Source organism: Promicromonospora aerolata (assembly GCF_042682255.1).
GTDB lineage: Bacteria > Actinomycetota > Actinomycetes > Actinomycetales > Cellulomonadaceae > Promicromonospora > Promicromonospora aerolata.
This window is the reverse complement of the sequence record NZ_JBHUHF010000001.1, coordinates 696,052-722,717: the sequence shown is the minus strand read 5'-3', so window position 1 is coordinate 722,717 and position 26,666 is coordinate 696,052. Positions and strand designations below refer to the sequence as shown.

Here is a 26,666-nt window from a genome sequence, read left to right as displayed (position 1 = left end):
GGGTCAGCGCGGGCCGGGGACCGGCGCGTCCGACAGCGGCACGGGCGCCGGCCGGGCGCACGTGCTCTCGACACTCACCGTCGTGCCCGTGTCGGCGGCGGCGAGCAGCGCCGTCATGATGTCGAGGACGTGGTAGGCGACCTCGCCGTTCGCGCGTGCGACGGCCCGCGGCGGCGTGGCCGCGAGGTCGGCCACGCCGTACCCGCGGGCCGCGTCCCGGTACCCGGCGCTGGGCGGCAGGGTCTGCCAGGCGCCGCCGAGCTCGTGCAGCTGCACGTCGCCGTCGAACCGGTTGGGGTCGGGGACGACGAGCGACCCGGTCTGACCGTGCACCTCGATGCTGGAGGCCTGGGTGGCGACCGAGTCGAAGCTCATCACCAGGGTCGACAGCACGCCCGAGGCGTGCCGGAGCACTCCCGTCACGTGGGTGTCGACGTCGACCGCGATGACCTGGCCCGCCCGGGCCCCCGAGCCGATCTCGCGCGTCGCCCGGGTGTGGCTCGCGGCGCCGACCACGGACACCACCGGGCCGAGCAGCGTGACCAGCGTGGTCACGTAGTACGGGCCCATGTCCAGGAGCGGGCCGCCACCCGACCGGTAGTAGAAGTCCGGGTTGGGGTGCCAGCGCTCGTGGCCCGGCGTCATCATCACCGCCGTCGCGGCGACCGGCTCACCGATCGCGCCGTCGTCGACCGCCTTCCGGGCCGTCTGCACGCCCGTCCCGAGCACGGTGTCCGGGGCGCAGCCCACCCGCACCCCGGCCGCGCGGCCGGCCTCGATCACCGCGCGGGCATCCTCGAGCGTGACCGCGAGGGGCTTCTCGCCGTACACGTCCTTGCCCTCGGCGATGGCCCGCAGCGCGATCTCGGCGTGGGCGGCCGGCGTCGTCAGGTTCACCACGAGGTCGACGCCGGGGTCGCGGGTCAGCTCGTCGACCGTCAGCGCCCGCGCGCCGTGCTCCGCGGCCACCGCCTCCGCGCGCGCCGCGTCGAGGTCGGCGACCGCGACGAGCCGCACGGCGTCGAGCCGCTCGAACGTGGACAGGTACGCCCCGGAGATCGCCCCGAGTCCGACGATGCCGACGTTCAGCGGCTGGCCCACAGGATGCCCCTCTCGATGATCGTCCGGACGTTCGGGTCCTCGACGACGGCGAGGTCGTGGCCCGGCGTCGAGACGAAGACGCGGCCCTGACCCCACTGACGGGTCCAGACGGCCGGGCAGGTGATCGGCCGCTGCCACGCGGTGTGGTCGTGGGTGGCGACGGTCGTCGTGGCGAGCACGTCGTTGTAGTCGTCCGACAGCACCCAGTACTGCTCCGTCGTCAGCTCGAAGTCGGCGAGACCGGCGACGATCGGGTGGTCCGCCCGTCCGGGCACGATGTCGATCGTGTGCCGCACGAAGTTGTCGGCGGCCTCCCCCACCAGCTCGTCGGGTGCGGCCTTCGCCGGGTGGCTGGCGAACTGCCCGCCGATGAGCTGGAGGTACTCCGAGCTGCTGCGGAACGAGTCGGCGATGCCACCGTGCCACCCGGCCAGCCCCGTGCCGCCTGCCACGGCAGCGATCAGGCCGCGCAGCTCCTCGCCCTCGATCGTGCTCATGGTGACGGTCTGGACGATGACGTCGACGCCGGCCAGGTAGTCCGCGTCGGCGTACACGGCCGTCGACTCCTCGACCCGGACCTCGTAGCCGTGCCCGGTCAGGAAGGGCACGAACGAGTCGGTGGTCTCCACGGGCTGGTGCCCGGCCCATCCCCCGCGCACGATCAGCGCGCGCTTCGTCGTCGGCGGCGTGGTGTCGTGCGGTGTGCTGCCCTGCGATGTGGTCATACAGTGCCTCTCGGTGCCAGACGGATCAGGGGGTCGGGGTTGTGCACGCCGCGCGGGCGGAAGCCGAGCGCGTCGGCGAGGCCGAGGTAGTCGGCAAGCAGCCAGATGATGCTCAGCCACATCTCGGTCCCCTGGAGCCCGGGCACGCCGTCGGGGCCGGCGCTGCCCGGGGCGAACGCGAAGCCCTCGCCGTCCGACCAGTTGTCCAGCGCCCGCCGCAGCTGGTCCTGCGCCCACGCCTGGCCCTCGGCGCGCCGGTGCTCGGTCTGCCGGGCGGCGAGCCAGAGGGGGTGGATGATGTCGAGGACGTTGCAGGCGGTGTACCCCTCGGGCGTCGCGAGGTGGGGGTCGGTCGAGTGCTCCAGCACGGTGTCGACGGCCGCGTCGGGATAGGGCAACGGCAGTCCGAGCTGCGCGTAGGACCCGCGGGTCAGCCGGTAGAACCCGTTGACGGCCTGTAGCCAGCGCTGCCCCACCCGGCCGGGCCGCGGCGTGCCCCACATGCCCGTCTCGGGGTTCGCACGTGCGGACAGCCAGCCCAGGAGCCCGTAGAGCGGGCCGGTGCCGCCGTCGGCGAGCTCCGCGGAGAAGTCGGCGATGTTCAGGGCGCACGCCGTGGCGAGCGCGTCGACGGCGGCGCCGCTCCCCCATGCCTGCGCACCCCAGTCGCGTGCCTCGAGGTCCCGGACCAGGTCTCGCTCGCTCAGGCCGTGGACGGCCCGGACCGGGTGCGGGAGCCGACCGCCCAGCAGCCGCACCGCGTAGCCGACGCTGAGCACGTGGTAGCTCGCGCTGCCGTCGGTCGGGCTGAGGGGCTCGTCCGCCGTCGTCGGACGGGCGAGGCCCTGATCGGAGAGGTCGCCGCCCGGGACGAGCCCCGTCACCGGGTCCTGTCGCGCGGTGAGCCGGCGGACGAGGTCGGCTGCGGCGAACCCGGGCGGTGGTGCGTCCAGCAGCAGGTCGGCGATCTCGACGGCGTCGGCCCAGGGCCGGACCGCCGGGTCGAGCGGCCCTGCGGCAGCCGCGGGTCGGTCGACGAACCGCCCGTCCTCGAAGCAGCGGGCCAGCAGGTCGCCGGCCTGTCGGCGGGCCCGGTCGGCGAAGGTCTGGAGCTCGGCGCCGAGGTCCGGGACCGGCGCGGCCGCCGTCCCGGTGCGCCGGTCGCGGATGATCCGCGCCGGGTTGCCGGCCACGACCGCCCAGTCGGGCACGTCCTTGGTCACGACCGCACCGGCCCCGACGATGACGTGGTCCCCGATCGTGACACCGTCGAGGATCGTGGCGTTCGAGCCGATCCACACGTCGTCCCCGAGCGTGATCCCCTTGTTCCAGGTGCCCTGCCGGAAGATCGGCAGGTCGGTGGACATGCGGTGGTTGAACCCGAGGATCGAGGTGTGCGCGCCGATCCGTACGCCGTCGCCCATCCGGATCTCGCCGCGGACCACGGCGTACGGGTTGATCGAGCAGTCCGCACCGATCGTCAGCTCGCCCGTCACGTACGCGAGCGCCGCGATGTAGGTGCGGTCGCCGACCGTGAGCCGGTCACAGAACACCGCCGCGTTCGGGGCGATGAAGACGCCGGCACCGAGCTGCGCACCGTCGGCGACCAGTGGTTCCTGACGTACCGCCTGCGCCGCGCCCTCCTCCGACGTGGGGTCGTACTCCCAGGGAAAGAAATCGATTCGACGGACGCCCTCGGCCATGGAGTGATGCACGCCGGCAACCCTATCGGCGGGGTCTACCCCGGTAGGAGCCGCGGTGGCCGGCGCGTGACACACGTGCGAGCGGCCGCGTGCGGTGACACGGTGGAAACGCCCGGGGCGCGGCGAGAGTGAGCGTCCGGGCTCCGGCGAGACAGCGCACAGCGCGACGTAGGGAGCAGCCATGAGCATGGAAGACAAGATCAAGCACCAGGCCGAGGAGTCCAAGGGCCGGCTCAAGGAGAACGTCGGTGACGTGACGGACAATCCGGAGATGCAGGCCGAAGGCCGCACCGAGGAGCTCTCCGCCGAGGCGGAGCAGGCCGGCGACAAGGCCAAGGACGCGGCACAGGACGCGAAGGACGCCGCACGCGACGCCGTCGACGACGAGAACCAGAACCGCTGACGAGCTGTGAGCACTGCCTGGTCTGGCGCAGGGCCCGAGGTGGGGTAGTATTTCCGTCGGCCCTCCGGGGTCGAAACCGGTAGTCTCGAGCATGCTCGGGAACGCCGCGGGCTGTGGCGCAGCTTGGTAGCGCACTTGACTGGGGGTCAAGGGGTCGCAGGTTCAAATCCTGTCAGCCCGACCGTGTGATGTCGCAGGACATCGGAATGGCCTGAACCTACGAATCGTAGGTTCAGGCCATTCGTCATTTCCGGGTAGGGCCGGGTGGTCGGCCGGTGCCCTGGTAGATCCGGGTCGGGTCGAGTGTGAGGTCGCGGAGGATTTCACCGGTGGCTGCGTTGATGATCCGGATGTCGAGGTCCTGGACCAAGGCCAGGACGTAGGTTCGGGCGTAGGTCTTGCCGATCCCGATCCGGTAGAGCGTGCCGTTGTGGCGCAGGGTGATGGTTCCGGCGGTCGAGACGCGGTCGTGGCGGACGCGGTCGTGGGTATCGGTGGTGCGGTCGGTGTTCGGGGTCGCCTTCGGGCGGGCCTGGTAGGCGGTGGCCGGGGTCTGGCGGTGCGGCAGTGACCGGTGTGGGCGCCGGTGGTTGTACTCGTCGACGAAGGTGTCGATCAGTGTTTGCAGCTCTGTGGTCGTCGTCGGCTGGATCGGCTGGGCGCGGAGCCATTTCTTCATGGTCTGCTGGAAGCGTTCGACCTTGCCCTGGGTGGTGGGGTGGTTCGGGCGGCCGTTCTTCTGGACGATGTTCAGGCGGCGTAGCTCGTGCTGGAGGTGGTTGCGTCCACCGCGGCCGCCGGCGTAGCGGACGGTGTAGACCATGCCGTTGTCGGTCAGCACCGAAGCGGGGTGTCCGTGCTGCTCACAGGCCTTGCGGAACGTGTGCAGCACGACGGGTGCGGTGACGCGCTGGTGAGCGCTGGCGTGCAGCACGTAGCGGGAGTGGTCGTCCAGCCAGGTGATGATCTCGGCGTCGGTGCCGGGAGTGCCGTCGGGTCGGGTGAGCCGGTAGTGGGTGAAGTCGGACTGCCAGGTCTCGTTCGGCTGGTCGGCCTGGAATCGGAGGTAGGAGGACCGGGGGCGTTTCCTGGGTTCGGGGGTGATGGTGCCTTCGCGGGTCAGGATCCGGTGGACGGTGGCCCGGGAGACGGTGGTCTGGTGGTGGTGGGTCAGGTGCCACACGATCGTGTCGGCGCCGGCGTCCAGGCCCTGCTCGGTCAGACGCTTGCGTAGTCGCAGGATCTGTTCCACGACAGCAGGTGGGGTCGCGTTCGGTGTGGTGTGCGGGCGGCGAGACCGGGTCTCGAAGGCGGCGTCACCCTCGGCCGCGTAGCGGGCCATGAGTCGTGAGACCCAGCCCTGCGAGACGCCGTAGCGGCGGGCGGTCTCGGACTGCGACGAACCGGCCAGCACGGCCGTGATCACGAGCTTCCTGATGGACATGACCGGGGTGTACCGGCCGCGGGATGCCGATGTCTTGAGACACGCCTATTCCGATGACCCGAGACACCCCATTCCGATGTCCTGAGATCACACACAGTCAGCCCGACCGATTCGCCCCTCACCTGTTATCGCAGGTGAGGGGCGTTTTTCATGCCGTCTCGGCTGCATCGTCGCCGCCCTCTTCCTGCCCGTTCTTGTGGCCATTTTGTGTCCACCAGGCCCGAATGCCTCGCCCGCGTCGGTCAGCAGGTAGCCCGTTCGGGGCCACACAGGCGATCTCGGATGGTTGCCCCTGGGCTCAAAACACAGCGCCGGCATTACGGCCGGAAGGACCACAACATCGCTGGTCATGCGCGGTTTCTGGCTACGGAAGGGGTCTCGGGCACGCCGGCGGATCCTCCATCGACGCAGGTCGGCGATCGGTAGGTCGATGCCTGTGTGGCACGCGCACCGCACGCGGGCAAACGGTAAAGGTCGCGGGCTGCGACCCGACCACCCCCGGTCAGTCCACCTTGATCGAGATGGTCTGCCAGCCCGACGCCCCGTCGGGAGCCGGCGGCGCCTTGGTCTCGGTCTGGACCTGCCCGTCCGAGTCCGTGGCGCGCACCGCCAGGGTGCGGTAACCGGCCTCCAGATCGATCGAGACGTGCCACTGGCGCCACGTGTCGGGGCCCACCGTCTCGGCGAGCTCAGCGGTGACCCAGTCGCCGCCGTCGGCACGGACCTCGACCTTGCTGATGCCGGTGTGCTGCGCCCAGGCCACGCCGGCCACGGTCACGGCACCGGCGGACACGGACGTGGACAAGCGCGGCACGTCGATGCGCGACGCGATCTTGATCGGCCCCAGTGCGGACCAGCCGCGCGGGGTCCAGTAGCCCTGGTCGGCGTCGAAGGTGGTCACCTCCAGCGAGGTAACCCACTTGGTGGCCGAGACGTACCCGTAGAGCCCGGGCACCACCAACCGCGCGGGGAAGCCGTGCTCCGCGGGCAGCGGCTCGCCGTTCATGCCGATCGCGAGCAGGCTCTCACGCTCCGGGTCCTGGAGCACCTCCAGCGGCGTGCCGGCGCTAAACCCGTCGTCGCTGCCGGAGAGCACCATGTCGGCGCCGGCCTGAGGCTTGGCCCGTTCCAGAAGCGCGCGGATCGGGTAGCCGAGCCAGAGGGCGTTGCCGACCAGGTCGCCGCCCACGGCGTTGCTCACGCACGAGAGCGTGACGTAGTGCTCCTCCATCGGCAGCTCCATGAGCTCGTCCCAGGTGAGCGTGAACGGCTCGTCCACCAGACCACGGACCTCCAGCGACCAGTCCTGTGGGTTCAGCTGCGGCACGATCAGCGCGGTGTCGATGCGGTAGAAGTCCGCGTTCGGGGTGACATACGGCGCCAGGTCGTCGAGCTTCAGGTCAGCCCCGACGGGGACCGGCGGCGCCGGCATGCGCGCAGCGGGCAGGCGGAGCTTCTCCCGTACGGCGCTGATCGCGGTCGAGCCCATCGACAGCACGCGCGAGCCGGCCAGCGCGAGCACCGCGACACCCACGGTGATGCCCGATACGGTCAGGAAACCACGCCGGTCCACGGCGCCGCCCGGAATCCCGCCCGCCGAGACCTCACTCCGCCCCGGCACAGGCCGCAGCCGCGCCACGGCGGCACGCAGCAGGAGCACCGCGGCGCCCAGCCCGATGGCGCTGGGCAGCGCCCACAGCGGCGTCGCGCTCGGGCGCAGCAACGCCACGGCGACCCCGACGACACCGACGACTCCCACCAGCACCGCGCCCGCCGGCGGGCGGCGCAGTTCCAGCCAGCCCGCAAGCGCGGCTCCCATGGCCAGCACCACGCCCATCGTGGCGAGCAGCACTGCCTTGTCGTTGGTACCGAACCACTCCACGGCAACATCCTTGAGCCATGGAGGCACGGCGTCGACCACGGCGGCGCCGCCTGCGAACAGCGTGCTGGCAGCAGGTGCGATGACCGCGGCAACGAGCTCCGCGACGGCTAGCCCGGCGCCACCGGCGAGCACGCCCGCGAGCACGGCCCACCACCCGTCGCCCGGAGAGCGCTCGACAGACGGCACCGCGGGGCTCTCAGTTGCCTGTGTCATGGGCTTGGCGTGAGCTCGTTGCTCTCTGCCGCGCCGGCCGGCGCAACTACCAACGGCAGGCCCACCAGGGCCGCTTCGGCAGCGAAGAGAGCGATTCTTGACGTACGCATAACCGATCCTCCTTGTGCTGGCGGCAAGCTGCCGCCTGAGCAGGACCTAGAAGGTTCGGAGCGGTAGACGATCAGGATGGGTCAGGGTGAATGCCCAGCTTCATGCGCTGACCGATCGCACCCCGCGGATGCCTGGAGCCCGAGCCGCACGAGACCTTCAACTCCGAGCTGATTCACCAGTTCGTCCCAGCCCGTGGCATCCCGAAGCGTCGCCGTGGTGATCGTCCCTCTGCGTGGCCCGGTGATCAGGGGTGCGTCAGCCCGACGAGCTGCCGTCGGCCGTTCGAGCGTCTCGCGGCCCGGATCGATGATCGGCACGACACGGTTGCGCCGGCCCTTGGTCGACAACCTCGCCCACGGCGCAACGCTCATGCCGGGTGACGCCGAATGACTACCACCTGTCAGAGCTGCAGATTTCTGCGCCACTGAACCGGGCTTCTTCGTCAACTGTCGGAACTAACAGTGGAGAGTTCCACAGCGCGGTCGTAGCGATGCCAGGCCAATCGACCGCCGGTCGGCAACTACTTCGTTACATCCATTGATTAACCATCGCCCGGGTGGAAGGCTACTTCGATGCCGCGGGGACCGTCAGGACCATCCGCCAAGCAACGACATCCGACCGCGCTACGGCTCTCTGCTGCAGCCGCACGGTCCATACCAGCACCGACGAGAGATGGGACTTCCATGAACTCACAGAGGCGTCTCCAGGTCGGCAGGACAGACCTCACGACCGGCGACCTCCTTTTTGGCACCTCTGCGCTGGGCAATCGCCTCGAGTCCGCGGAGGCCTTGGCGGTGCTGCGGGCCGCGGCGGCGGCCGGCCTGACCGACTGGGACACGAGCAACAACTACGGACGGGCCGAGGAATTCATCGGTGCCGCTCTGCCGGACACTCCCGCAAGCATCCAAGTGTTCACCAAGGTGGGCCCGGTGCCGGGCCACGACGACTTCTCGGGGGACCGCGTCCGCGCGTCGATCGAAGAGTCGAGACACCGCCTGGGTATCGATCGATTCCCCCTGGTGCACCTGCATGATCCGGAGCGCATCAGCTTCGATGAAGCGCTTGCGCCTGACGGGCCCGTGCGCGCTCTCCTCGCGTTGCAGGAGGAAGGCGTGATCGGACACCTCGGCGTCGCGGGGGGCCCGATCGCTCTTCTCGAGCGATTCGTCCGCACCGGTCACTTCGACGCCGTCATCACCCACAACCGGTACAGCCTCCTCGACCGATCCGCTGATTCGCTGCTTACCGAGGCCGCCGGCCGCGGCATCGCCGTGTTCAATGCCGCTCCCTTCGGAGGTGGGGCTCTCTCCCGCGACGCGGGCCCGCTGCGCAACTATCACTACCGTGCGGTCGATGCCGAACAGGAGCGGGCCCTGCTGAGGATCCGCGCGATCGCGAGCGAGGCAGGTGTTTCCGTGGGCTCACTGGCGCTGGGCCTCAGCCGCCGCGAGCCGCGGATCACAGCAACGATCGTCGGGGCGACCGCCCCCGGCCAGATCGCGCAGCTTGTCGACTGGGCCACAGTCAACATCCCCGACGGCGTTTGGGCCGAGCTGGACGACGCGCTGCCCCCGCCTTCACACCAGACAGGGCCCCACGGCCGCTGACGAGCGGTGCGCGCTCACGCCGACCGGGACAGCCCGACCGTCGGCGTGAGCGTGCCGAGGCAGCCAGCATCCCAGCGCACCGGCAACCGGGCTCGGTGGAGGCTTCTGGGTTGCTGGAGCGGTAGTCCGACCTCCTCCTACCCCAGCAGGTCGTTCGCGCAGCGCAGGGTGCCCGCGAAGGCCGCGGGGTCGACGTCGGACCCAGTGGTCACGTGGATCGCGACCGACTGGCCCGCCGTCAGGCTGACCAGGCCACTCGTGACGTGCGCGGCCGGGTCGACCTTGTCCGCGAGAACCATGAGGTCGCGGACGTAGGAGGTGGCCGTGATCGTCAGGGCCACACCGCTGTCGGCGACCGCAGCCGTGACCTTGACCGGGGCCGGGTCCAGGCGCTGCTCGACGACGTCGGCCCCGTCCAGGAACGCTGGTGCGAAGCCGCTGTCGGCGGTATCGGGTGTCACGACGACGACTTCGCGCAGGGCGTCGTCGAAGGTGGCGACGTGGGTGGGAAGCATGACGTCGGCCGTGCCGCGCGCTGGCACCTGCGCCGAGAGTGTCGCCGTGGCGAGCACGGCGCCGTCGAAGGTTTGACGGGTCGCCGTGAAGGTACCGGTGAAGGGCGAGGCGGTGTCGTTGACGAGTACCAGCGTGGTGCTGTCGGCCTCGGGGACGAGGCCCTGCCAGGTGTTGTCCTCGGCGTCCTGAGAGGCACGCGGTTGGATGGTGGCGAGCCGTGGGGCGTAGGCGGCGCGCACCGCGTGCCAGAGCGGTTTGCGGTGTCCATCGTGGTCGACCGCCGCCCAGGAGACCACAGGCCAGTTGTCGTTGAGCTGCCACAGGATCGTGCCGGTGTTGTGCGGTGTCAGCGACCGCCAGTGTTCGATGCCGAACCGCACAGCCTGGGCCTGGTTGAGCTGCGTCGCCCAGTGCCAGTCCTCGATGCCGCGCGGGTCAGGCAGGTGACCCTGCCAGCCGCGCTCGAGCTTCTTGTTACCGAGGTGGGCCTTCTGGTGAACGAGCATCTCGTGGCCGAACGGGTCCATCGGCTCGTCGTGGACGACACGCGTCAGGGTGGACCACGCCGGCGGCGCCTGGAAGCCGAACTCGCTGACGAACCGGGGCCGATAGTCGCGGTAGACGGTGTAGTCGGCTCGGTTCCACACGTCCCACACGTGCATCGTGCCGAAGCGGTCGTCGTTCGGGTGCCGGTAGTCACCGAACGAGAAGGGCGACGCCGGCGAGTAGAACCGCGTCGGGTCGAGATCGGCCAGGAGCGCGGGGAACAGTCCCGTGTAGTAGCCGTCGCCCCACGGGCGGCCCGCCAGCCGGTCTCCCCAGCCCCAGTCGACGCGACCCCACGTGTTCTCGTTGTTGCCGTTCCAGATGACGAGCGCAGGGTGCGGAGACAGACGGGTGATGTTCTCGCGCGCCTCGGCCTCGACCTCGGCCCACATCGCCGCGTCCTCCGAGTACGCAGCGCAGGCGAACAGGAAGTCCTGCCACATGAGGATGCCTGCCTCGTCGGCGAGGTCGTACAGCTCGTCGTCCTCGTAGATGCCGCCACCCCACACCCGCAGGAGGTTGATGTTGCCGTCCAGAGCGTCCGCGATCGCCCGCTCGTACCTGTCCCGGGTGACCCGGGTGAGGAACGCGTGGTCGGGGATCCAGTTGACACCGCGCACCAGCACGGTCTGGCCGTTGACCTGGAGCGCGAACGGGGCTCCGGCCTCGTCGTCGGCGGTGTCCACGTTGACGGTGCGGAAGCCAACGCGACCGGTCCAGGAGCCGGGGCCGGCTGAGACATCCACGCCGTACAGCGGCTGCGCTCCGTGTCCCACGGGCCACCAGAGATCGGCGTCGGGCACCCGGACCTCGACCACGGTGGTGGTAACGCCGGCCGGGACGACGCCCTCGGCGACGGTGACGTCATCGGTCGGCGACGTCACCGTGACCGTGACGGGGACGTCGTCGTCGCCGGAGGCCCGCTCGATCTCAACGTGCGCCGTCAGCACCCCGGTGGCACCGTCGACGTCGACCAGCGGCCGGACCGAGGCCACCCGGACCGCGGACCAGGGTTCCAGGCCGATGGGCTTCCAGATACCCGCACCGGCGACGTCGATGCCCCAGTCCCAGCCGAACGAGCAGGCCATCTTGCGCAGCTGGTTGTACTCGTGGTGGTTGGTGCGAGGCAGGACGCCGTCCCGCTCGGCGCGCGCCAGCGCTTCGGGAACCGGTGCGGCGCAGGTGACCGTCAGTGTGTTCGAGCCCTCGCGTAGCAGCTCACGCACGTCCCAGCGGTAGGAGCGGTGCATGTTCTGCGTCGTCGCGACGACTACGCCGTTGAGCTCGACGGTCGCGACCGTGTCGAGGCCGTGGGCCACCAGGTCGTGGCGCTCGGCGTCGCCCGGTACCCACTCGAACGTCGTGGCGAACCGCCACGAGGTGTCGCCGATCCACTGCTGCGCAGCCTCGTTGTCACCGTCGAACGGGTCGGCGATCAGTCCGGCGGCAAGCAGGTCGAGGTGCGCCTCCCCGGGCACGGTGGCGGGGATAGCGTCTGCGAGCGCCGCCGCGACGGTGTCGGGTAGCGGACCGTCGACGGCGGTGAGGGTCCAGTTCTCGTGCAGCGGGCGGAAGGAAGGGGGCAGGTGCGTCATGGGATCCTCGCGAGTGGTGGTTCGGGGGGGTCGTGTCGGTGGTGATGCCCACGCGCTGGAGCGCCTCGGAGCCCAGCGCCTATCCCTTGAGCCCGCCCGACACGAGGTCGAGGCGCCAGTAGCGTTGCAAGAACAGGACGAGTGCGAGCAGCGGGATGATCGAGACCGCGGCGCCGGTGATCGCCACGGAGTAGAGCGCGGGAGAGCTCGACCCCTTCGCGAGCAGGGTGAACAGGCCGACGGTGAGCGGGTACTTCTCCTGGTCCGACAGCATGATGTAGGGCAGCAGGAAGTTGTTCCAGGTGCCGATGAACTGCAGCAGGAACACGGTCACCATGCCGGGCACCATGAGCGGCAGCACGATCGTCTGGAAGATGCGCCACTCCCCCGCGCCGTCGATGCGCGCCGCCTCAAGAGTTTCCTGCGGTACCGCGGACAGCGCATACACGCGCGAGAGATAGATGCCGAAGGGGCTGATGATGCTCGGCAGAAGTACCGACCAGTGGGTCCCGACCAGCCCGATCTGCGACAGCAGGAGGTACTGCGGCACTGCGAGCACGATGCCGGGAATCAGGACACCGGCGAGGATCGACAGAAAGAGGAACGAACGGCCGCGGAACTCGTACTTTGCCAGGCCGTACCCGGCCATGGTCGAGACGAGGACCGAGAGCAGCGAGCCCACGCCTGAGTAGATCAGCGAGTTGAGGCCCCACATGAGGTACTGCCCGCCCTCGTAGGTGAACAGCGCGGTGAGGTTCTCCCCCAGCCCGGTGCCCGGTGTGAAGGTGAACGTGGTGAACAGTTCGCCGCGCGTCTTGGTCGCGGCCACGTACACCCAGGCCACCGGGACGAGGCAGTAGATCGCGCCGACGAGGAGCACGAGCGTCGGCAGCACGCCCCAGGAACCCCGCCGGGTGACGGTCCGGGTGCGCTCGGGCGGACGCCGCCCGGTGGTCGGCGCGGGGCCCGGGCGGGCTGTGGTGGTGGTCATCGTTCGCCTCCCATGCGCTTGCGGTTGACGATCCGCAGGATGATTACCGAGACCAGTACCGTCCCGACGGCGAGCACCGTGGACGCGGCCGCCGCCTGGGGCAGGTCGTCGGTCCCGAATGCGTCGCGGTAGATGGCCATCAGCGGCACCCAGGTGTTCGTGATCTCGCTCGTCATCGGCTGCAGGGTCGCAGGCTCGCTGTACAGCTGCAGCGTGCCGATGAGGGAGAACACACCGGTGAGCACGAGGGCGGGCACCACGAGCGGCACTTTGATGCGGAACGCGATCTGAGTCTCGCTGGCACCGTCGAGGCGGGCCGACTCGTAGATCTCGCTCGGGATACTCCGCAGCGACGTGTAGATGATGATCATGTTGAACCCGACGCCACCCCAGATGGCGATGTTCGCCAGTGCGCCGAACAGCCCCGGACCCTCGAGGAACGGAACAGTACCCAGGCCGAGCGCCCGCGTGACGTACGAGAACGGGCTGGTGCTCGGCAAGTACATGAAGCCCCACAGCAGTGCCGCGACGACGCCGGGCACCGCGTAGGGGATGAAGATCGCCGTGCGGCCGAACCGCTTGAGCCGCGCGGCCGGCGTGTCCAGCACGAGCGCGAACAGCAGTGCCAGGCCGAGCGTGAGGGGTACCGCGATCACGCCGTAGATCGCCAGCCGGCCGAACCCGGCGGCAAACTCGGGGTTGGTCAGCACCGCGGCGTAGTTCTCGAGGCCGACGAACACGTCCTCCTTGCGGCCCAGGAGTGCGCCCTCGATGCGGTAGGCGCGCAGGCTCAGCCAGACGGCGTAGCCGACCGGGATGAGCATGAACGCGATATAAAGGATCACCGCTGGGGCGGTGAACAGGTAGGGCGCGATCTGCCCCCTCCGGGGGCGGCGTATGGCCAAGGGCGAGGGCTGGACAGTGGTAGCCATTGGTGCAGTTCCCTCAGCCGTCACTGACCGTGAAGCCGGTCTCTGTCATGTCGGCGACAACCGCCTCCTGCGTGGCCACGAACGCATCGCGCCACGGGGTGCCGTTGCGGACGGCTTTGCCGAGCTCGTCCTCGAACACCGACTTGGCGAGGTTGACGTTGGGTCCCCAGGTCACCGGTACGGTCTCGGCGGAGATCTCCGCCGCGAGCGAGTAGAAGTCGCTCTGCTGCGGCATGAGGCTCGGCGGGTCGTTGCTCTCCGCCATCTCCTGCCCCAGGCTGGAGGCTGGGTAGAGGCTCTGCTCGTCCAGCAGCAGGGTGTTGCCCTCCTCTGTGGCGTTGAGCCAGCTGGCGAACTCGGCCGCGGCCTCGGGGTGCTCGCTGTCCTTCGTCACGACGACGGCAGAGCCACCCTGGTAGGCAACGGCAGCGTCGCCCGGCGTCCACTGCGGCAGCGGGGCCATCCCCCAGTTGCCTGCGGTATCGGGCGCGACGGACTCGATCACGTTCGGCGCCCACACGGCCGACGGCCACGAGAGCATCGTGCCCTCGTTGACCATTGCGTTGTACTCGGGGGTCAGCAGCGGCTGCGTCTGGATGAGTCCGTCGGCGGCGAGCTGCTCGAAGTAGTCAGCCACCTCGAGCGACGCCTCGTCGGCGATGCCGACGGACCACTGGTCGCCGTCCACCGACCACCACTCGCCGCCCGCCTGGGTAGCCACGCCCGCAAAGAAGCCGAACTCCGTGGGCGGCAGGCTCGTGATGACGGCGTCCGGGTCCGCCTCCTTGACTGCGACCGCCGCCGAACGGAACTCTTGCCACGTGGTGGGCACCGGGATGCCGAGCTCCTCGAACCGGTCCTGTCGGTAGACGAACGCCATCGGGCCCACGTCCTGCGGTACGCCGAACACGGCGCCGTCGAAGGTGGTCTGCGCCCAGGTGCCCTCGGTAAAGGCGTCCTGCACGTCCCCGACGTGGTCCGTGATGTCGAGCGGCACGTCGGCGACGATCAGCGACGGCAGAGTCGTGTACTCGACGAGCGCGAGGTCGGGGGCGTTGCCGGCGCGAGACGCCGTGAGCAGCTTGGCGCTGGACTCGTCTCCACCGCCCGCGTCGGTGAGCTTCACCTGGATGTCTGGGTTGGCCTCGTTCCACTGGTCGACGACCGCCTGGCTGCCGGCCGGCCACGCCCAGTACTCGAGGGTGACGGGGCCTTCGGAGCCTGCGGCGCCGCAGCCGCTCAGGACCGCAACACTGGCTGCCGTGGCCGCAAACGCCACGAGGGGGCGGATTCGCATCGAGATCTCCCTTGATCGGTACTCGCCGGCGATCGACCGCCAACTGGACCAGAGTCTGACGGTGCGACTATGCTTTGTCAACTACTGAAACAAAGATGGTGTTCAGGGCAGGGTGGAACGGCTCGCCCTGCCCCGGAGGCGGTTACGATCCGAGCTCAGGAGACGAGGTACGGGATGTCACAGAGCCAGTCAACGGCACCGGTCGGCGGGGCCACCTGGCCCGTGCTCGGCGACGCCGAGCGCGGGGTGCTGCGCGAGCTGCTCGTCCACGGTCCGCTTCCCCGCGCCGAGATCGCCCGGCGGCTCGGCGTCTCCCGTGCAAGCCTTACTCGTGTCACCCGTGCCCTGATGGAGCACGGGCTCGTCACGGAGGGCGACGTCGAGCTGCGCGGAGTCACGGGCCGGCCGAGCGAGCTGCTCGTGGTGCAGCCGGCGGCCCGGCACTTCCTCGGGGTGAAACTCACCGGAGACACCGTGTTTGCCGTCGTGACCGATCTCGGCGCACACATCGTTGCGACCCATGAGGAGGCCATCGGCTCGCGGGAGCCGGGCGCGGTGATCGACCAGGTCGCCGCCATCTACACGCGGTTCGCCGCGACCTACGACACGATCGCCGCGGCCGGCGTGACCCTCGCGGGCGACGTCACCGTGATCGACGGCCGCCAGGTCGTCAAGGTCTCCCAGTTCCTGGGCTGGGACGACGTCCATCTCGCCGAGAGACTGACTGCGAAGCTAGGCATCCCGACGAGCGCAGAGAACGACGTGCGCGCACTCACCGCGACCGAGCACTGGTTCGGCGCAGGGGTGGGCTGCAGCTCACTGGCGCTCATCACGATCGGTGCAGGCGTGGGCTTCGGCTTCGTCGTGGACAACCGACTGGTCACTGGCCACCATGGCCGGGCAGGCCGGCTGGACCATCTGCCGGTCGACTCCGCGGGACCGATCTGCGGTTCGGGGCACCGGGGCTGCGTGAGCGCACTGCTGCCAAACCAAGCGATCGTCAATGCCCTGCGGATAGCCGGTCTCGACTTCGCCGGAATCGTAGAGCTCGCGCGCGACGGTCACGGCGGTGCCCTGCGCGCCTTCACCGACGCCGGGCGCGCGCTCGGCACACTCATCGGCACGGTGGCGAACGCTCTCGACCCCGAGAAGATCGTGCTCGCCGGCGACGGGCTCGTGGTCATGGAGCTGGCCGGAGACGAGGTGCACTCGACGGTCCGGCAGGCTCTCGCTCCCGGCACCCCCGCGCCGACCCTCGACGTCCAACCGTTCCAGTTCGACGAGTGGGCCCGCAGCGGGGCCGTCCTGGGCATCCGCACGATGCTTCGGTTCTGAGCAGGCGCCCATCGTCTCGTTTGTTCCACGCGTTGACAAACAGCAACGTGTTCGACAAGGGTGGGACCTGGAGCGCGACCGCCTCCTCCCCGACATCGAAGGAGATGCCCCGTGGCCCGCCGTGCATCCGAACGCCCCTCCACCCGCCGCACCCTGACCGCGTGGCCGACCGACGGCCTGAGCTATGGCGGCGACTACAACCCCGAGCAGTGGTCGCCCGATGTGTGGCGCGAGGACGTGCGGCTCATGCGTGAGGCGGGGGTCAACATCGTGACGCTCGGCGTCTTCTCGTGGGGGCTGCTCGAGCCGCGCGAGGGCGAGTACGACTGGGGCTGGTTCGACGAGATCATCGGCCTGCTGCACGACGCCGGGATAGCCATCGACCTCGCCACCCCGACCGCGGCGCCGCCAGGCTGGCTGCTGCACGCGCATCCGGAGATCCTGCCGGTGGACGCCCACGGCGGGCGAGAGCAGCCCGGTGGGCGGCTCGGCTGGTGCGCGAGCTCACCGGTGTTCCGTGAGCACGCGCTGCGGATCACCAGGGCCCTCGCGGAGCGCTACAGCGACCACCCCGCGGTGCGGCTCTGGCACGTGAGCAACGAGCTCGGCGGCGGCAACGGGCGCTGCTACTGCGACGTGTCGGCGGCCCGGTTCCGCGACTGGCTGCGCGTCGAGTACGGCACGGTCGAGGCAGTCAACGCCGCTTGGGGCACCGCTTTCTGGGGCCACACGTTCGCCGACATCGACCACATCGAGCCGCCGCGCGGCGAGAAGCACAAGGCGAACCCGGGGCTTTCCCTCGCCTTCGAGCGGTTCTCCTCCGACGAGCTGCTGGAACACTACCTCGCCGAGGCAGAGGTGCTCCGCGAGCACGGCGACGTGCCCGTCACCACCAACTTCATGGTGGGCTCCGGTGGCCACGTCGTCGACTACTCCGACTGGGCCAAGCACGTCGACGTCGTTGCGAATGACCACTACACGATCGTGGACGACCCGGTGCGCGAGCAGGACCTTGCGTTCGCGGCGGACCGGATGCGCGGACTGACAGACGCCCGCTCGCCGTGGCTGCTGATGGAGCACTCGACGGGAGCGCCGAGCTGGCAGGTGCGCAACCGCGCAAAGGCACCCGGCGAGATCGTCCGCAACGCGCTCACCCACGTGGCGCGCGGGTCGGACGGCGCCATGTTCTTCCAGTGGCGGGCCTCGACCGCGGGAACCGAGCAGTTCCACTCCGCGATGCTGCCCCACGCGGGGACAGAGAGCCGGGTGTGGCGGGAGATCGTGCAGCTTGGCGACGCGCTGCGGCGGCTGCGGGTCATCGCGGGCTGCCCGGTGGAGCCCGCGAAGGTCGCGCTCCTGGTCGACGAGGAGTCGGCGTGGGCGCTGCGGCAGGGCCTCAAGCCGCACCGCGCGCTGCAGTACTCGCGCGAGGCCCGGCTGTGGCACCGGGTGTTCTGGCAGCGGCAGGTCCTGGTCGACGTGCTCCCGGTCGACGCCGACCTCGACGGCTACGACCTCGTAGTGCTACCCACCCTGATGATCGTCTCCGACGCTCAGGCGGCGCGCGTCGACGAGTTCGTGCGCGGAGGCGGCACCGCGCTGGTCGGCTACCTCTCCGGCGTCCTGGACGAGACCGGCCGAGTGCGCGGCGGCGGCTATCCCGGCGCGTTCCGCGACCTGCTCGGCGTCACCACCGAGGAGTTCCGTCCGCTGCAGATCTACGAGACGGTCCGCCTGTCCGACGGTGCAGAGGTGACCGACTGGAGTGAGGACACCAACCTGCACGGGGCTGAGTCCGTCATCACCTATGCCGACGGTGACTCCGTCGGACGTGCCGCGGTCACGCGCAACGCCGTCGGCGACGGCACCGCCTGGTACATATCAGCACCACTGCCGCTCGACTCGGCCGCACGCATCGCCGACCGACTCATCGCGGAACTCGACCTCCCGCGCGCGGTTGAGGCGAGCCCGGCGATCGAGGCGGTCCGACGGCGGACGCCGGACGGTGACGTGCTGTTCCTCATCAACCACTCCAACGACGACGAAACCGTCAACGTGTCGGGGCGGTCGCTGCTCGACGACGCCTCGTTCGACAGTGCTGCGGTGGTCCCCGCCGGCGCCGTCGTCGTGCTCCGCGAGGGGACGGCCGGATGACCCTCGAAGCCACCGACCGGACCGACGCCGTCAACGACTCGATCACCCCGGCCGCCACCGAACCCCTCGTGTCCGTGCTGCGCGCCGCCGGTGTCGGTGTGGTGGTCGCACTGCCCGAGCACGGCCTGCCCGAGGTGGTGCACTGGGGACGCGACATCGGCCCGCTCGACGCGGCCGGCGCGCGGCACCTGCTCCGGATGGTGGCGCGCCCGCCGTCACCGAGCGCGCTCGACGAGACCTGGCCGCTCACGCTGCTGCCGGGCGAGCACGACGGCTGGGAAGGACGCCCTGGTCTAGCCGGTCATGTCGGGCGCCGGGCCGTCCTGCCGCGCTGGCACCGCACCGCCGTGAACAGCGACGAGCGTCACCTGCGCGTCGAGGCTCAGGCGGAGGGGCTGAGCCTCGTCATCGAGCTCACCCTCGACACGTCGGGAGTACTCAAGGTCGAGCACGAGCTGTACAACACGAGTGGCGAGCCGGTCGACCTCGCCATTCTCGAGGCGACGATGCCCGTCGGCGACCTCGCCACGGAGGTGCTCGACTTCTCCGGACGCTGGACGCGCGAACGTGCGCCGCAGCGCCGTCCGCTCACCCAGGGCAGTCACGCACGCGAGTCGCGCCGCGGACGTACCGGACACGACTCGCCGCTGGTGCTGGCTGCCGGGACCGAGGGGTTCAGCGACACGCGGGGTGAGCTGTGGGCGGTGCACCTGGCATGGAGCGGCGATTCGGTCTACCGCATCGACGCACTGCCCGAGAGCCGCACAGTACTGGGCGCCGGGGCACTCATGCGCCCGGGCGAGATCACCGTCGAGCCGGGCGGCTCGTTCCGCACCCCCGCCGCGATGTTCGTGTGGAGCGACGAGGGCCTCGACGGCATCGGACACCGTTTCCACCGGTTCGTACGCAACCGGCCGCAGCACCCGCGGCGTCCCCGGCCGGTCACGCTCAACACCTGGGAGGCCGTGTACTTCGACCACGACCTGGACAAGCTCCAGCGGCTCGCCCGCATCGCGGCGGACATCGGCGTGGAACGGTTCGTGCTCGACGACGGCTGGTTCCTCGGCCGGCGGGATGACACGACGAGCCTCGGCGACTGGCGCGTGGACCCGCAGGTCTGGCCGCAGGGCCTGCATCCGCTCGTCGACTTCGTACGTGGGCAGGGCATGGAGTTCGGGCTATGGTTCGAGCCCGAGATGGTCAACCTCGACTCGGAACTCGCACGTGAGCATCCCGACTGGCTGCTGCAGCCGATCGAGAACGAGGTGCGGACCTGGCGCAACCAGTTCGTGCTCGACGTGTCGCGGCCGGAAGTGTTCGACCACCTTCTGGCGGCCATCTCGGCGCTCGTGACCGAATACCGCCTCGACTACATCAAGTGGGACCAGAACCGCGACCTCATCGAGGCCGTCAGCGCTGGGCGAGCGAACGTGCACCGCCACACCGAAGCTGTCTACCGGCTGCTGGCGACGCTCAAGGCCCGCCATCCCGGCCTGGAGATCGAGTCGTGCGCCTCGGGCGGCGCACGGGTGGACCTCGGCATCCTCGAGCACACCGATCGTGTGTGGGCTTCCGATACGAACGACCCTGTCGAACGCCTCGCGATCCAGCGCTGGACGGAACTGCTCCTACCGCCCGAGCTCATCGGCACCCACGTCGGACCGCCCGTTGCCCACACCACCAAGCGCGCGACAGGGCTCGGCTTCCGGATCGCCGTGGCGATGTTCGGCCACTTCGGCATCGAGTGGGACATCACGACCTGCACACCGGAGGAACTGCATCAGCTGCGAGGCGGCATAGCGGCGTACAAGCAACTTCGACCCCTGCTGCACTCGGGAGACGTGCACCATCCGCCGACCGGCGACGCCGGCACCAGCGCGACGGTCGTCGTCGCCCGAGACGGGAGCAACGCGGTGGTGGGCCTGGCTCGTTCCGACAGCGCCGGACGTGCACTGCCGGCGCTGCTCCGTATCCCTGGCCTGGCTGCTGACCAGCGGTACCGCGTGACGGTCCCGTCTATTGCAGCGCTCCCTCGGGGCGTTCCCCCGCTGCTCGCCGTTGGGGACGGCCCCGTGGAAACGACGGGCTCGGCGCTCGAAGCAGTGGGGCTGCGCCCTCCGCTCCTTCACCCGGCGCACAGCCTCGTGATAACGCTCGATGGGATCGGTCTTGACGAGATGTGACCGACCCGGCCACGACAACGCGGGCAACTCGCTGACTCACCACTTCTCCCCTGCGAAGTTCTTCACGGTGTCCTTGGTCAGGAGACGTTGCGAGCCTTTGCGCCCGGACCGTTCAGACCCCACGACAGGATGCGTCGTGGCCTGATGCGGATGACATCCCCCGTCATACCGCCGCGCGTGGAGCCCTGCCCCATCAGGGCCTCGGCATGTCCTCGGATCTCGATCCCCCGTGCATCCAGGGGCCTCGTCGGCAGGTGGCCGAATGGTGCATGTGCACCTAGCGTTGGTCGCAGAGCTCCACCCGGGTCACGCGAGGAGGATGCCATGGACCACCGGGAAGACCGGAGACCTCGCGACGCCGCGTCCATGCTCCATCCCGCGCGCGGATGGACACCACAGTGACCCCCGCAAACCCGGTCGATGAGACTGAGGGGCCTCGGTTCGACGAGTTGCGTGCGCTGTTCATCAACGCGACCTTGAAGCCGTCACCCGAACCGAGTAACACAGACGGACTGGTACGGCTCAGCAGCCGCATCATGCGTGCCCACGGTGCACACGTCGAGCATGTCCGGGCGGTCGATCACGACATCGCCGCCGGGCACGGCGGCGGCACCAAACTGTCCCGGCTCGACCACCATGGTCTTGCCGGGGTCCTCGCCGACGGTCGGCTGCGGGACTTCGACCAGCTACGCGGCTACCGGTTCGCCACCTGGTGCCGCGGCGAGGCGACCCGTTGGGGCGGGGACGCGGTGATGCCGTTCGCGGCCAACGTCGCGGTCGAGATCGGCGGCGTCTGCCTGACCCCGGGAGACTACGTCTTCGCCGACGCCTCCGGTGCGGTCGTGATCCCAGCGGCCAGCCTGGACCAAGTACTCGACGAAGCGCACCGGGTCGAGGCCGAGGACACCAAGTTCTTGACCCAGATCCGGGACGAAGACCCCACGACGATCACCCAAGGCGACATCTGAAGACACCAGATGCTCGCGGCATATCAAGAAGGCGAATCAAGAAAGAGGAGAGGCGAATGGCTGCCCGCAGCGACATGCCGGCCCCAGTCGAGGGGCTTGTGCTGACCCACTTCCTGACCGTGCGCGACGTCGCCCGTTCCCGTGCCTTCTATGTGGACATCTTCGGCGGCGAGGTCGTGCTGGAGGAGAACCCGGGCATCGTGAAGATCGCCAATGGCTGGATCATCATGAACCCCGGCGGCGGGCCCACCCCGGACAAGCCCGACGTCAGCCTGGCCCCGCCCGAGCCTGGCGGCCCCGTCTCCAGCTTTCTCAACGTCCGAGTCGCCGACATCGCCGCGTTTCATGCCGATGCGACCGCCAAGGGAGCCGAGTTCCTCACCGAGCCCTTGGACCGCAAGGCCGAGGTGCGCTGCTACCTGCGCGACCCCGACGGATACCTGATCGAGGTCGGACAGGCCACCGGCATGCTCGACGGCATCTTCGCCGACCCGCCGGCCCAGCAGCCGGGCTGACCCGCGATGGACACACTCACCACCGACCGGCTCCTGCTGCGTGGCTGGAGCGTCGACGACGACGTCGCGGCGCACGCCGTGTACGGGACGCCAGAGGTCACCCGCTGGCTCGCTCCCGCCATGGGACAGGTGCCCGACCAACCCGCAATGCGGGCGATGCTGCACGCCTGGCAGGAGGCCCAGCCCAAGCTGACACCGCCACAGGGACGGTGGGCAGTGCAACGTATCGACGACGAGACCGTGATCGGGGGACTTGCGATCCGGCTGCTGCCGCCCTACGAGGTCGATCTCGAGGTGAGCTGGCAACTACGTCCCGACGCGTGGGGGAACGGCTACGCCACGGAAGCAGCTCGTGGGTTGATCACGTGGGCGTTCACCCAATCCGTTGAGGAACTCTTCGCCGTGACCCGGCCGAACAACACGCGCGCTATCGCCATGGCGAAACGGCTCGGCATGGAATGGGTCGGCGAGACCACCAAGTACTACGACCTGCGGCTGCAGGTCTACCGGATCCGACCCGGCGACGTATCTGGTTGAGCGCAGGACCCTGCCGCTTCGCTCCCCCGGCGTATCACACCGCGAAGCCTGCGCTCGCGCGGTCCACGGCGTCCCGGATCGCGTCGGCCCGCGTCTCGGGCCGCTCGACGGCGAGCGCCGCTGCGACCGTAGCACCCATGCACGCTCCGAGGTGCGCGGACATCAGCGGCCAGCCGGCCGGGTCCGGGAACCGCTCGCGGAGAGCGTCGATCAGATCGGACTGCGCTCTCTGCAACCGAAGGACGAGTGAAGCAGGCAGGCCGCGTGACGCGGTGATGAGCTCGGCACGGAGGTCCGCGAGCTCATCCGTGCCGGCACTCGGATCCTCGAAGAGCTCGACGAGCACAGCCATCACAGCCTGTACGCCCAGGCTGGCGTCGGCCCCGGGTGGCACGTTCTCGAGCGCCCGCGCGGCACGGCCGATGTGGTCCTCCAGGTAGTGGAAGAGCACGTCCTCACTTTGACGGGAAGTGGAGGAAGAACGTGCGGCGCGCGATACCCGGCGCCGACTCGGGGATCGGTGCCGCCGTCGCCGGTCGACTCGAGAGGGATGGCGCCCGCGCCATCCGCTGCGGCATCACGGAGACGGCCGACGTCCGCGCCGACCTCACGACTCCCGCGGGCCGCGCCTCCGCCGTCGACCAAGTCCGCGGCCTTGCACCGGCACGTATAGACGGCGTAGCACTCGTCGCGGGCAGTCCGAACGGGCGCAACGCCGGGCGGGACGACTGGGCCGGCGCCGGCATCCTCCTCAACGCCGTCGCGCCGGGCATCGTCGAGACCGAGACCGCCCGCAGGACGATGCTCGCCGACGGGGCGAACCTGCGGGTGCTTCAGGACGCCTTGCCGCAGCCCCTCGGGATGCCTGGCCCGGTCGAGCCGGTCGCCGCGGCGATCACCTGGTTGCTCTCACCGGACGCCGCGTTCACCACCGGTCAGATCCTCTTCGTGGACGGCGGTGCCGAGACGACCCTCCGAGGCGAAGCCCCGTTCGTGTCTGGCGTGCGGTACGGGCCGCTGCGGATGGCACGCATGATCGCGTGGACGGTCATCAGCCGGCTGCGCCCCCGCGGCGGGCGATGAGCCACGGGACGGCTGCGCCAGAGCGGGTTGTCGGGTGCTCGGCCGACGGCCCTTCCATGACCGTGCGCAGGAACGGCAGGAGTTCCTCACTGATCTCCCGGGCCGCCGAGTTCCACGGGTACGGGGGAACCTGGCCGACACCGCCTACGTCAACATCATCACCAACCTGGAGTTCTACCGACTCGCACGCCGAACAGGGCTCTTAGCAAGTTCAGGCGGCGTGGGTCGCGTCCATTGTGTAATGGGGGCGTGCGAGTTGAACGAATCGTCGCGAACTTGACCGTTGAAACCATCGAGACGGCGGTGGAGGAGCACCGCACCGTTCTCGGGTGGTCCGTCCTCATGGATCACGGGTGGATTGTGACCTTAGGCGATGGTGAGGGGCACCAACTGAACGTCATGACACGTGATGCTTCTGCCCCTGTGAACCCGGACGTCTCGATCTTCGTCGACGATGTGCACGAGGCGCTGCGCCGAGCGAACCGGGCAGGCGCAGAGATCGTCCATCCTCTTACTGAGGAGCCCTGGGGCGTGACTCGCTTCTTCTACAGGGATTCAGGCGGCCGTGTGATCAACGTCGGCATGCACACGTGAGCCTGCCCTGCGGAAGCCTTCTCGTCTAGCTAGCGTCGAGGGGTGGTGTGCCCGACAGCAGGACGCCGCGTCACTGGCCACGGCGTTTATGACAGGTCCGAAAGATTCTCCTGCTGGGTCCCTCGACCACGGACACCAAGGACGAAGTAGAGGGAACGGTGCGGCGTCAGAAGACGCGGCCCTCACCTGCGATGCTCGTTCAGGACCGGTAGCGAGCCGCCAGTTCAGGCGACTGCGCGCTGAAGGCCGCGAGACCTGCCGTGAACACGTCCTGCAGCAGGCCCTGCTGCTCGACACCTGGAGCGGTGACGAGTTCGCCGAGCTCCATTCCACGAAGGCTCGCGGTGACGACGTCGACCGCGCTCATCCGCGGAACGGCGGAGAGGTCCATGCCCTGCCGCTCGTGAAACTCTGTCGCGACGACACCCGGGCACAGCACCTGCACGTTCACGCCGGCCGGGGACAGCTCGGCATGCAGCGTCTGCGACAGGGCCACCACGTAGGCCAGGCCTGCGGTGTACACCGCCCGAGGCAGCGGCACCTGTTCCAAGCTCGCCGGACCGCTGAAAGCGATCATGCCGGCGACGTTCACGATCTGACCGGCCCCGCGCTCGACCATGCCCGGTGCGACCGCGCGAGTGAGCAGGGTCGGTGCGAGCGCCTTCACCCCCACGAGCTCCGCCGCCTGCTCCTCGGACAGCTCGACGAACCGCTTGTAGTGCGCCACGCCAGCGTTGTTGACCAGAATCGTCACCGGCTGATCCCTGATCGCGGTGACGACCTTCGCGACGCCCTCGTGCGTGGACAGGTCCGCAGCGACGGTCTGCACAGTCACATCCGGGAACTCGGTCACCAGTTCATCGAGGCGCTCCTGCCGACGGCCCACCGCGATCAGGTCGGCACCCTGCGACGCCAGGCGACGGGCGTACTCCCGGCCGATCCCGGACGATGCACCCGTCACGACAGCTAGGGCCTGTTTGGGATTGGGTCAGCGTCGGCTGGCCCAATCCAGGACGTCGTCGGCGATGATGTTCGGCGCGGCGGCGGTGGTCTTGGCGTCCTCGCCCGTGTCGGGGTCGTAGCGGTGCAGCTCGTAGCCACCGAACGTGCCGACCTTCTTTGAGATCGAGAAGAACCAGTCGGCGTCGTCGATGTCCGGGTGAACCACGATGAAGGTGTTGTTGCTGGTGTTCAGCTCCGTGACCAGGTCGATCAGGTCGCCTCGGGTCGGGTCTTTGAGGTAAGCGCCGCCCTCGGCGTCGGCATAGAACGTCACGCGCCCAGGATGCCAGCGATCACGTGGCCCTCACGAGCGCGCGGACCCAGTCGTCGATCACTGCGACCGTCACGGTGGTCTCATAGCGCACGGCGAGCTTGTCGAACCTCGTTGAGACTGCCCGCCAGCGTTTGAGCCGGTTGAACATGCACTCCACCGCGTGCCGCTTCTTGTAGTCCTCGTAGTCGACCTTCGGTGGCCGCCCACCCGCCGAGCCCTTCTTCAGACGGTGGGCGGCGTGGTCCTTCTTGTCCGGGATCGTCGCGCGGATCCCGCGTCGGCGCAGCAGCCGACGATTCGCGGCCGAGGCGTAGGCCTTGTCACCACGGACCCGGTCCGGACGAGTGCGCGGCCGCCCCACCCCACCAGGACGCGCCACGCGGACCTGGTCGAGCACAGGCTTGAACTGCGGGCTGTCACCGCGCTGCCCGGCCGTGACGACCATGCCCATCAGCTTCTGCCCCTGCTCGGCGGCGGCGTGGACCTTCGTCGTCCACCCGCCGCGGGACTTGCCCAGCGCGTGATCGGCCGGCTCCTTGCTGGCCGGGCCGTGCGGCGGCTGGACCTGCGCGTCGCCGTCCCGGCGGGCGCCGGCCGCGTGCTGGTGGGCGCGAGCGATCGTGGAATCGATGTTCAGGTCCCAGTCGATCAACCCGGCCCTGTCAGCCTGGGTGCGTAACCGGTCAGCGAGCAGGGCCCAGGACCCGTCCAGCTGCCAGACCCGGAACCTTGAGTAGACGCTCTGCCACGGCCCGTAGGCGTCCTCGGGCACGTCCCGCCACGGACAACCAGTACGGATCCGGAACCTGATCGCGTCGATCTGACGGCGCAAGGCCCGCGACCTACGGCCGCGGACCTTGACGGGCAGCAACGGCTCCAGCACCGCCCACATCTCGTCGGACAGGTCATGGCGTCCCGCATCACTCACGACCCCGCATCATGGCGAACCTGCAGG

23 protein-coding genes and 1 tRNA gene are annotated in these 26,666 nt (G+C 69.5%); 11 read left to right on the top strand and 13 right to left on the bottom strand.

Annotation, left to right across the window (positions count from 1 at the left end; translation table 11 throughout):
- Positions 1-3: 3 nt before the first annotated feature.
- The 3 genes from ACFSL2_RS03220 to ACFSL2_RS03210 are packed head-to-tail and all read right to left on the bottom strand — an operon-like array spanning position 4 to position 3,541.
- A complete protein-coding gene (locus ACFSL2_RS03220; protein WP_377196451.1) occupies positions 4-1,101 on the bottom strand; it encodes a Gfo/Idh/MocA family protein in 1,098 nt (365 codons plus the stop codon).
- Positions 1,086-1,826, bottom strand: coding sequence for a ThuA domain-containing protein (locus ACFSL2_RS03215; RefSeq protein WP_377196450.1), 741 nt, complete (start codon positions 1,824-1,826; stop codon positions 1,086-1,088). Before ACFSL2_RS03215 ends, ACFSL2_RS03220 begins: the two co-directional genes overlap by 16 nt.
- On the bottom strand, positions 1,823-3,541 hold the full coding sequence (locus ACFSL2_RS03210; protein WP_377196449.1) for an acyltransferase: 1,719 nt from the start codon (positions 3,539-3,541) through the stop codon (positions 1,823-1,825). The genes ACFSL2_RS03215 and ACFSL2_RS03210 overlap by 4 nt, the downstream gene beginning before the upstream one ends.
- A 169-nt stretch (positions 3,542-3,710) precedes the next feature.
- Between ACFSL2_RS03210 and ACFSL2_RS03205 the strand changes: the two genes are divergently transcribed.
- Together ACFSL2_RS03205 and ACFSL2_RS03200 are read left to right on the top strand one after the other, a co-directional pair.
- The gene (locus ACFSL2_RS03205) at positions 3,711-3,932 is read left to right on the top strand and encodes a CsbD family protein (RefSeq protein ID WP_377196448.1); all 222 of its coding nucleotides are present in this window, start codon (positions 3,711-3,713) and stop codon (positions 3,930-3,932) included.
- 107 nt (positions 3,933-4,039) lie between these two features.
- Positions 4,040-4,113 (top strand) — tRNA-Pro (locus tag ACFSL2_RS03200).
- Positions 4,114-4,176: 63 nt separating this feature from the next.
- Here ACFSL2_RS03200 and ACFSL2_RS03195 read toward each other — a convergent pair.
- Both ACFSL2_RS03195 and ACFSL2_RS03190 read right to left on the bottom strand, forming a co-directional pair.
- On the bottom strand, positions 4,177-5,376 hold the full coding sequence (locus ACFSL2_RS03195; RefSeq protein WP_377196447.1) for an IS481 family transposase: 1,200 nt from the start codon (positions 5,374-5,376) through the stop codon (positions 4,177-4,179).
- Between the two features lie 502 nt (positions 5,377-5,878).
- Complete coding sequence (locus ACFSL2_RS03190; RefSeq protein WP_377196446.1) at positions 5,879-7,471, bottom strand: molybdopterin-dependent oxidoreductase; 1,593 nt, start codon at positions 7,469-7,471, stop codon at positions 5,879-5,881.
- A gap of 794 nt (positions 7,472-8,265) precedes the next feature.
- Between ACFSL2_RS03190 and ACFSL2_RS03185 the strand changes: the two genes are divergently transcribed.
- Complete coding sequence (locus ACFSL2_RS03185; protein WP_377196445.1) at positions 8,266-9,189, top strand: aldo/keto reductase; 924 nt, start codon at positions 8,266-8,268, stop codon at positions 9,187-9,189.
- Positions 9,190-9,326: 137 nt separating this feature from the next.
- Here the strand turns inward: ACFSL2_RS03185 and ACFSL2_RS03180 are convergent, their stop codons facing one another.
- The 4 genes from ACFSL2_RS03180 to ACFSL2_RS03165 all read right to left on the bottom strand — a co-directional run bounded on the left by ACFSL2_RS03180 (position 9,327) and on the right by ACFSL2_RS03165 (position 15,066).
- Positions 9,327-11,846, bottom strand: coding sequence for a glycoside hydrolase family 2 protein (locus ACFSL2_RS03180; RefSeq protein ID WP_377196444.1), 2,520 nt, complete (start codon positions 11,844-11,846; stop codon positions 9,327-9,329).
- Positions 11,847-11,925: 79 nt separating this feature from the next.
- Positions 11,926-12,837: a carbohydrate ABC transporter permease gene (locus ACFSL2_RS03175; protein WP_377196443.1), complete on the bottom strand. Its 912-nt coding sequence runs from the start codon at positions 12,835-12,837 to the stop codon at positions 11,926-11,928.
- On the bottom strand, positions 12,834-13,769 hold the full coding sequence (locus ACFSL2_RS03170) for a carbohydrate ABC transporter permease (RefSeq protein ID WP_377196442.1): 936 nt from the start codon (positions 13,767-13,769) through the stop codon (positions 12,834-12,836). Before ACFSL2_RS03170 ends, ACFSL2_RS03175 begins: the two co-directional genes overlap by 4 nt.
- A 13-nt stretch (positions 13,770-13,782) precedes the next feature.
- On the bottom strand, positions 13,783-15,066 hold the full coding sequence (locus ACFSL2_RS03165; protein ID WP_377196441.1) for an ABC transporter substrate-binding protein: 1,284 nt from the start codon (positions 15,064-15,066) through the stop codon (positions 13,783-13,785).
- 174 nt (positions 15,067-15,240) lie between these two features.
- On the opposite strand from ACFSL2_RS03165, the gene ACFSL2_RS03160 reads away from it, so the two are divergent.
- The 6 genes from ACFSL2_RS03160 (at position 15,241) to ACFSL2_RS03135 (ending at position 22,758) form a co-directional block, all read left to right on the top strand.
- Complete coding sequence (locus ACFSL2_RS03160; protein ID WP_377196440.1) at positions 15,241-16,401, top strand: ROK family protein; 1,161 nt, start codon at positions 15,241-15,243, stop codon at positions 16,399-16,401.
- A gap of 111 nt (positions 16,402-16,512) precedes the next feature.
- Complete coding sequence (locus ACFSL2_RS03155) at positions 16,513-18,555, top strand: beta-galactosidase (protein ID WP_377196439.1); 2,043 nt, start codon at positions 16,513-16,515, stop codon at positions 18,553-18,555.
- Entirely contained in the window at positions 18,552-20,738 is a 2,187-nt protein-coding gene (locus tag ACFSL2_RS03150; protein ID WP_377196438.1) for an alpha-galactosidase, read from the top strand. Before ACFSL2_RS03155 ends, ACFSL2_RS03150 begins: the two co-directional genes overlap by 4 nt.
- A gap of 398 nt (positions 20,739-21,136) precedes the next feature.
- The gene (locus tag ACFSL2_RS03145; RefSeq protein WP_377196437.1) at positions 21,137-21,706 is read left to right on the top strand and encodes an RraA family protein; all 570 of its coding nucleotides are present in this window, start codon (positions 21,137-21,139) and stop codon (positions 21,704-21,706) included.
- Positions 21,707-21,762: 56 nt separating this feature from the next.
- Positions 21,763-22,221: a VOC family protein gene (locus ACFSL2_RS03140; RefSeq protein WP_377196436.1), complete on the top strand. Its 459-nt coding sequence runs from the start codon at positions 21,763-21,765 to the stop codon at positions 22,219-22,221.
- Between the two features lie 6 nt (positions 22,222-22,227).
- Positions 22,228-22,758: a GNAT family N-acetyltransferase gene (locus ACFSL2_RS03135; protein ID WP_377196435.1), complete on the top strand. Its 531-nt coding sequence runs from the start codon at positions 22,228-22,230 to the stop codon at positions 22,756-22,758.
- 34 nt (positions 22,759-22,792) lie between these two features.
- On the opposite strand, the gene ACFSL2_RS03130 is transcribed toward ACFSL2_RS03135, so the two are convergent.
- Positions 22,793-23,209 carry a hypothetical protein gene (locus tag ACFSL2_RS03130; protein WP_377196434.1) on the bottom strand — a complete coding sequence of 139 codons (417 nt, stop codon included), beginning with the start codon at positions 23,207-23,209 and terminating at the stop codon, positions 22,793-22,795.
- A gap of 32 nt (positions 23,210-23,241) precedes the next feature.
- Between ACFSL2_RS03130 and ACFSL2_RS03125 the strand changes: the two genes are divergently transcribed.
- Both ACFSL2_RS03125 and ACFSL2_RS03120 read left to right on the top strand, forming a co-directional pair.
- Positions 23,242-23,841, top strand: a complete 600-nt coding sequence (locus ACFSL2_RS03125; protein WP_377196433.1) for an SDR family oxidoreductase — start codon at positions 23,242-23,244, stop codon at positions 23,839-23,841.
- Positions 23,842-24,090: 249 nt separating this feature from the next.
- The gene (locus ACFSL2_RS03120) at positions 24,091-24,435 is read left to right on the top strand and encodes a VOC family protein (protein WP_377196432.1); all 345 of its coding nucleotides are present in this window, start codon (positions 24,091-24,093) and stop codon (positions 24,433-24,435) included.
- A 199-nt stretch (positions 24,436-24,634) separates the two neighbouring features.
- Here ACFSL2_RS03120 and ACFSL2_RS03115 read toward each other — a convergent pair whose 3' ends face one another.
- From ACFSL2_RS03115 to ACFSL2_RS03105, 3 genes are read right to left on the bottom strand one after another with little or no spacing between them, the layout of a single operon-like run.
- Complete coding sequence (locus ACFSL2_RS03115; RefSeq protein WP_377196431.1) at positions 24,635-25,396, bottom strand: SDR family NAD(P)-dependent oxidoreductase; 762 nt, start codon at positions 25,394-25,396, stop codon at positions 24,635-24,637.
- Positions 25,397-25,423: 27 nt separating this feature from the next.
- Complete coding sequence (locus ACFSL2_RS03110; protein ID WP_377196430.1) at positions 25,424-25,711, bottom strand: hypothetical protein; 288 nt, start codon at positions 25,709-25,711, stop codon at positions 25,424-25,426.
- Positions 25,712-25,730: 19 nt separating this feature from the next.
- Positions 25,731-26,639 carry an IS5 family transposase gene (locus ACFSL2_RS03105; RefSeq protein WP_377196429.1) on the bottom strand — a complete coding sequence of 303 codons (909 nt, stop codon included), beginning with the start codon at positions 26,637-26,639 and terminating at the stop codon, positions 25,731-25,733.
- Positions 26,640-26,666: the final 27 nt, after the last annotated feature.

What these genes read in the sequence shown, in the direction of transcription:
- ACFSL2_RS03215 (WP_377196450.1), bottom strand. Translation starts at nt 1,826, where the DNA reads ATGACCACATCGCAGGGCAGCACACCGCACGACACCACGCCGCCGACG.
- ACFSL2_RS03205 (WP_377196448.1), top strand. Translation starts at nt 3,711, where the DNA reads ATGAGCATGGAAGACAAGATCAAGCACCAGGCCGAGGAGTCCAAGGGC.
- ACFSL2_RS03195 (WP_377196447.1), bottom strand. Translation starts at nt 5,376, where the DNA reads ATGTCCATCAGGAAGCTCGTGATCACGGCCGTGCTGGCCGGTTCGTCG.
- ACFSL2_RS03190 (WP_377196446.1), bottom strand. Translation starts at nt 7,471, where the DNA reads ATGACACAGGCAACTGAGAGCCCCGCGGTGCCGTCTGTCGAGCGCTCT.
- ACFSL2_RS03185 (WP_377196445.1), top strand. Translation starts at nt 8,266, where the DNA reads ATGAACTCACAGAGGCGTCTCCAGGTCGGCAGGACAGACCTCACGACC.
- ACFSL2_RS03180 (WP_377196444.1), bottom strand. Translation starts at nt 11,846, where the DNA reads ATGACGCACCTGCCCCCTTCCTTCCGCCCGCTGCACGAGAACTGGACC.
- ACFSL2_RS03175 (WP_377196443.1), bottom strand. Translation starts at nt 12,837, where the DNA reads ATGACCACCACCACAGCCCGCCCGGGCCCCGCGCCGACCACCGGGCGG.
- ACFSL2_RS03170 (WP_377196442.1), bottom strand. Translation starts at nt 13,769, where the DNA reads ATGGCTACCACTGTCCAGCCCTCGCCCTTGGCCATACGCCGCCCCCGG.
- ACFSL2_RS03165 (WP_377196441.1), bottom strand. Translation starts at nt 15,066, where the DNA reads ATGCGAATCCGCCCCCTCGTGGCGTTTGCGGCCACGGCAGCCAGTGTT.
- ACFSL2_RS03160 (WP_377196440.1), top strand. Translation starts at nt 15,241, where the DNA reads ATGTCACAGAGCCAGTCAACGGCACCGGTCGGCGGGGCCACCTGGCCC.
- ACFSL2_RS03150 (WP_377196438.1), top strand. Translation starts at nt 18,552, where the DNA reads ATGACCCTCGAAGCCACCGACCGGACCGACGCCGTCAACGACTCGATC.
- ACFSL2_RS03140 (WP_377196436.1), top strand. Translation starts at nt 21,763, where the DNA reads ATGGCTGCCCGCAGCGACATGCCGGCCCCAGTCGAGGGGCTTGTGCTG.
- ACFSL2_RS03135 (WP_377196435.1), top strand. Translation starts at nt 22,228, where the DNA reads ATGGACACACTCACCACCGACCGGCTCCTGCTGCGTGGCTGGAGCGTC.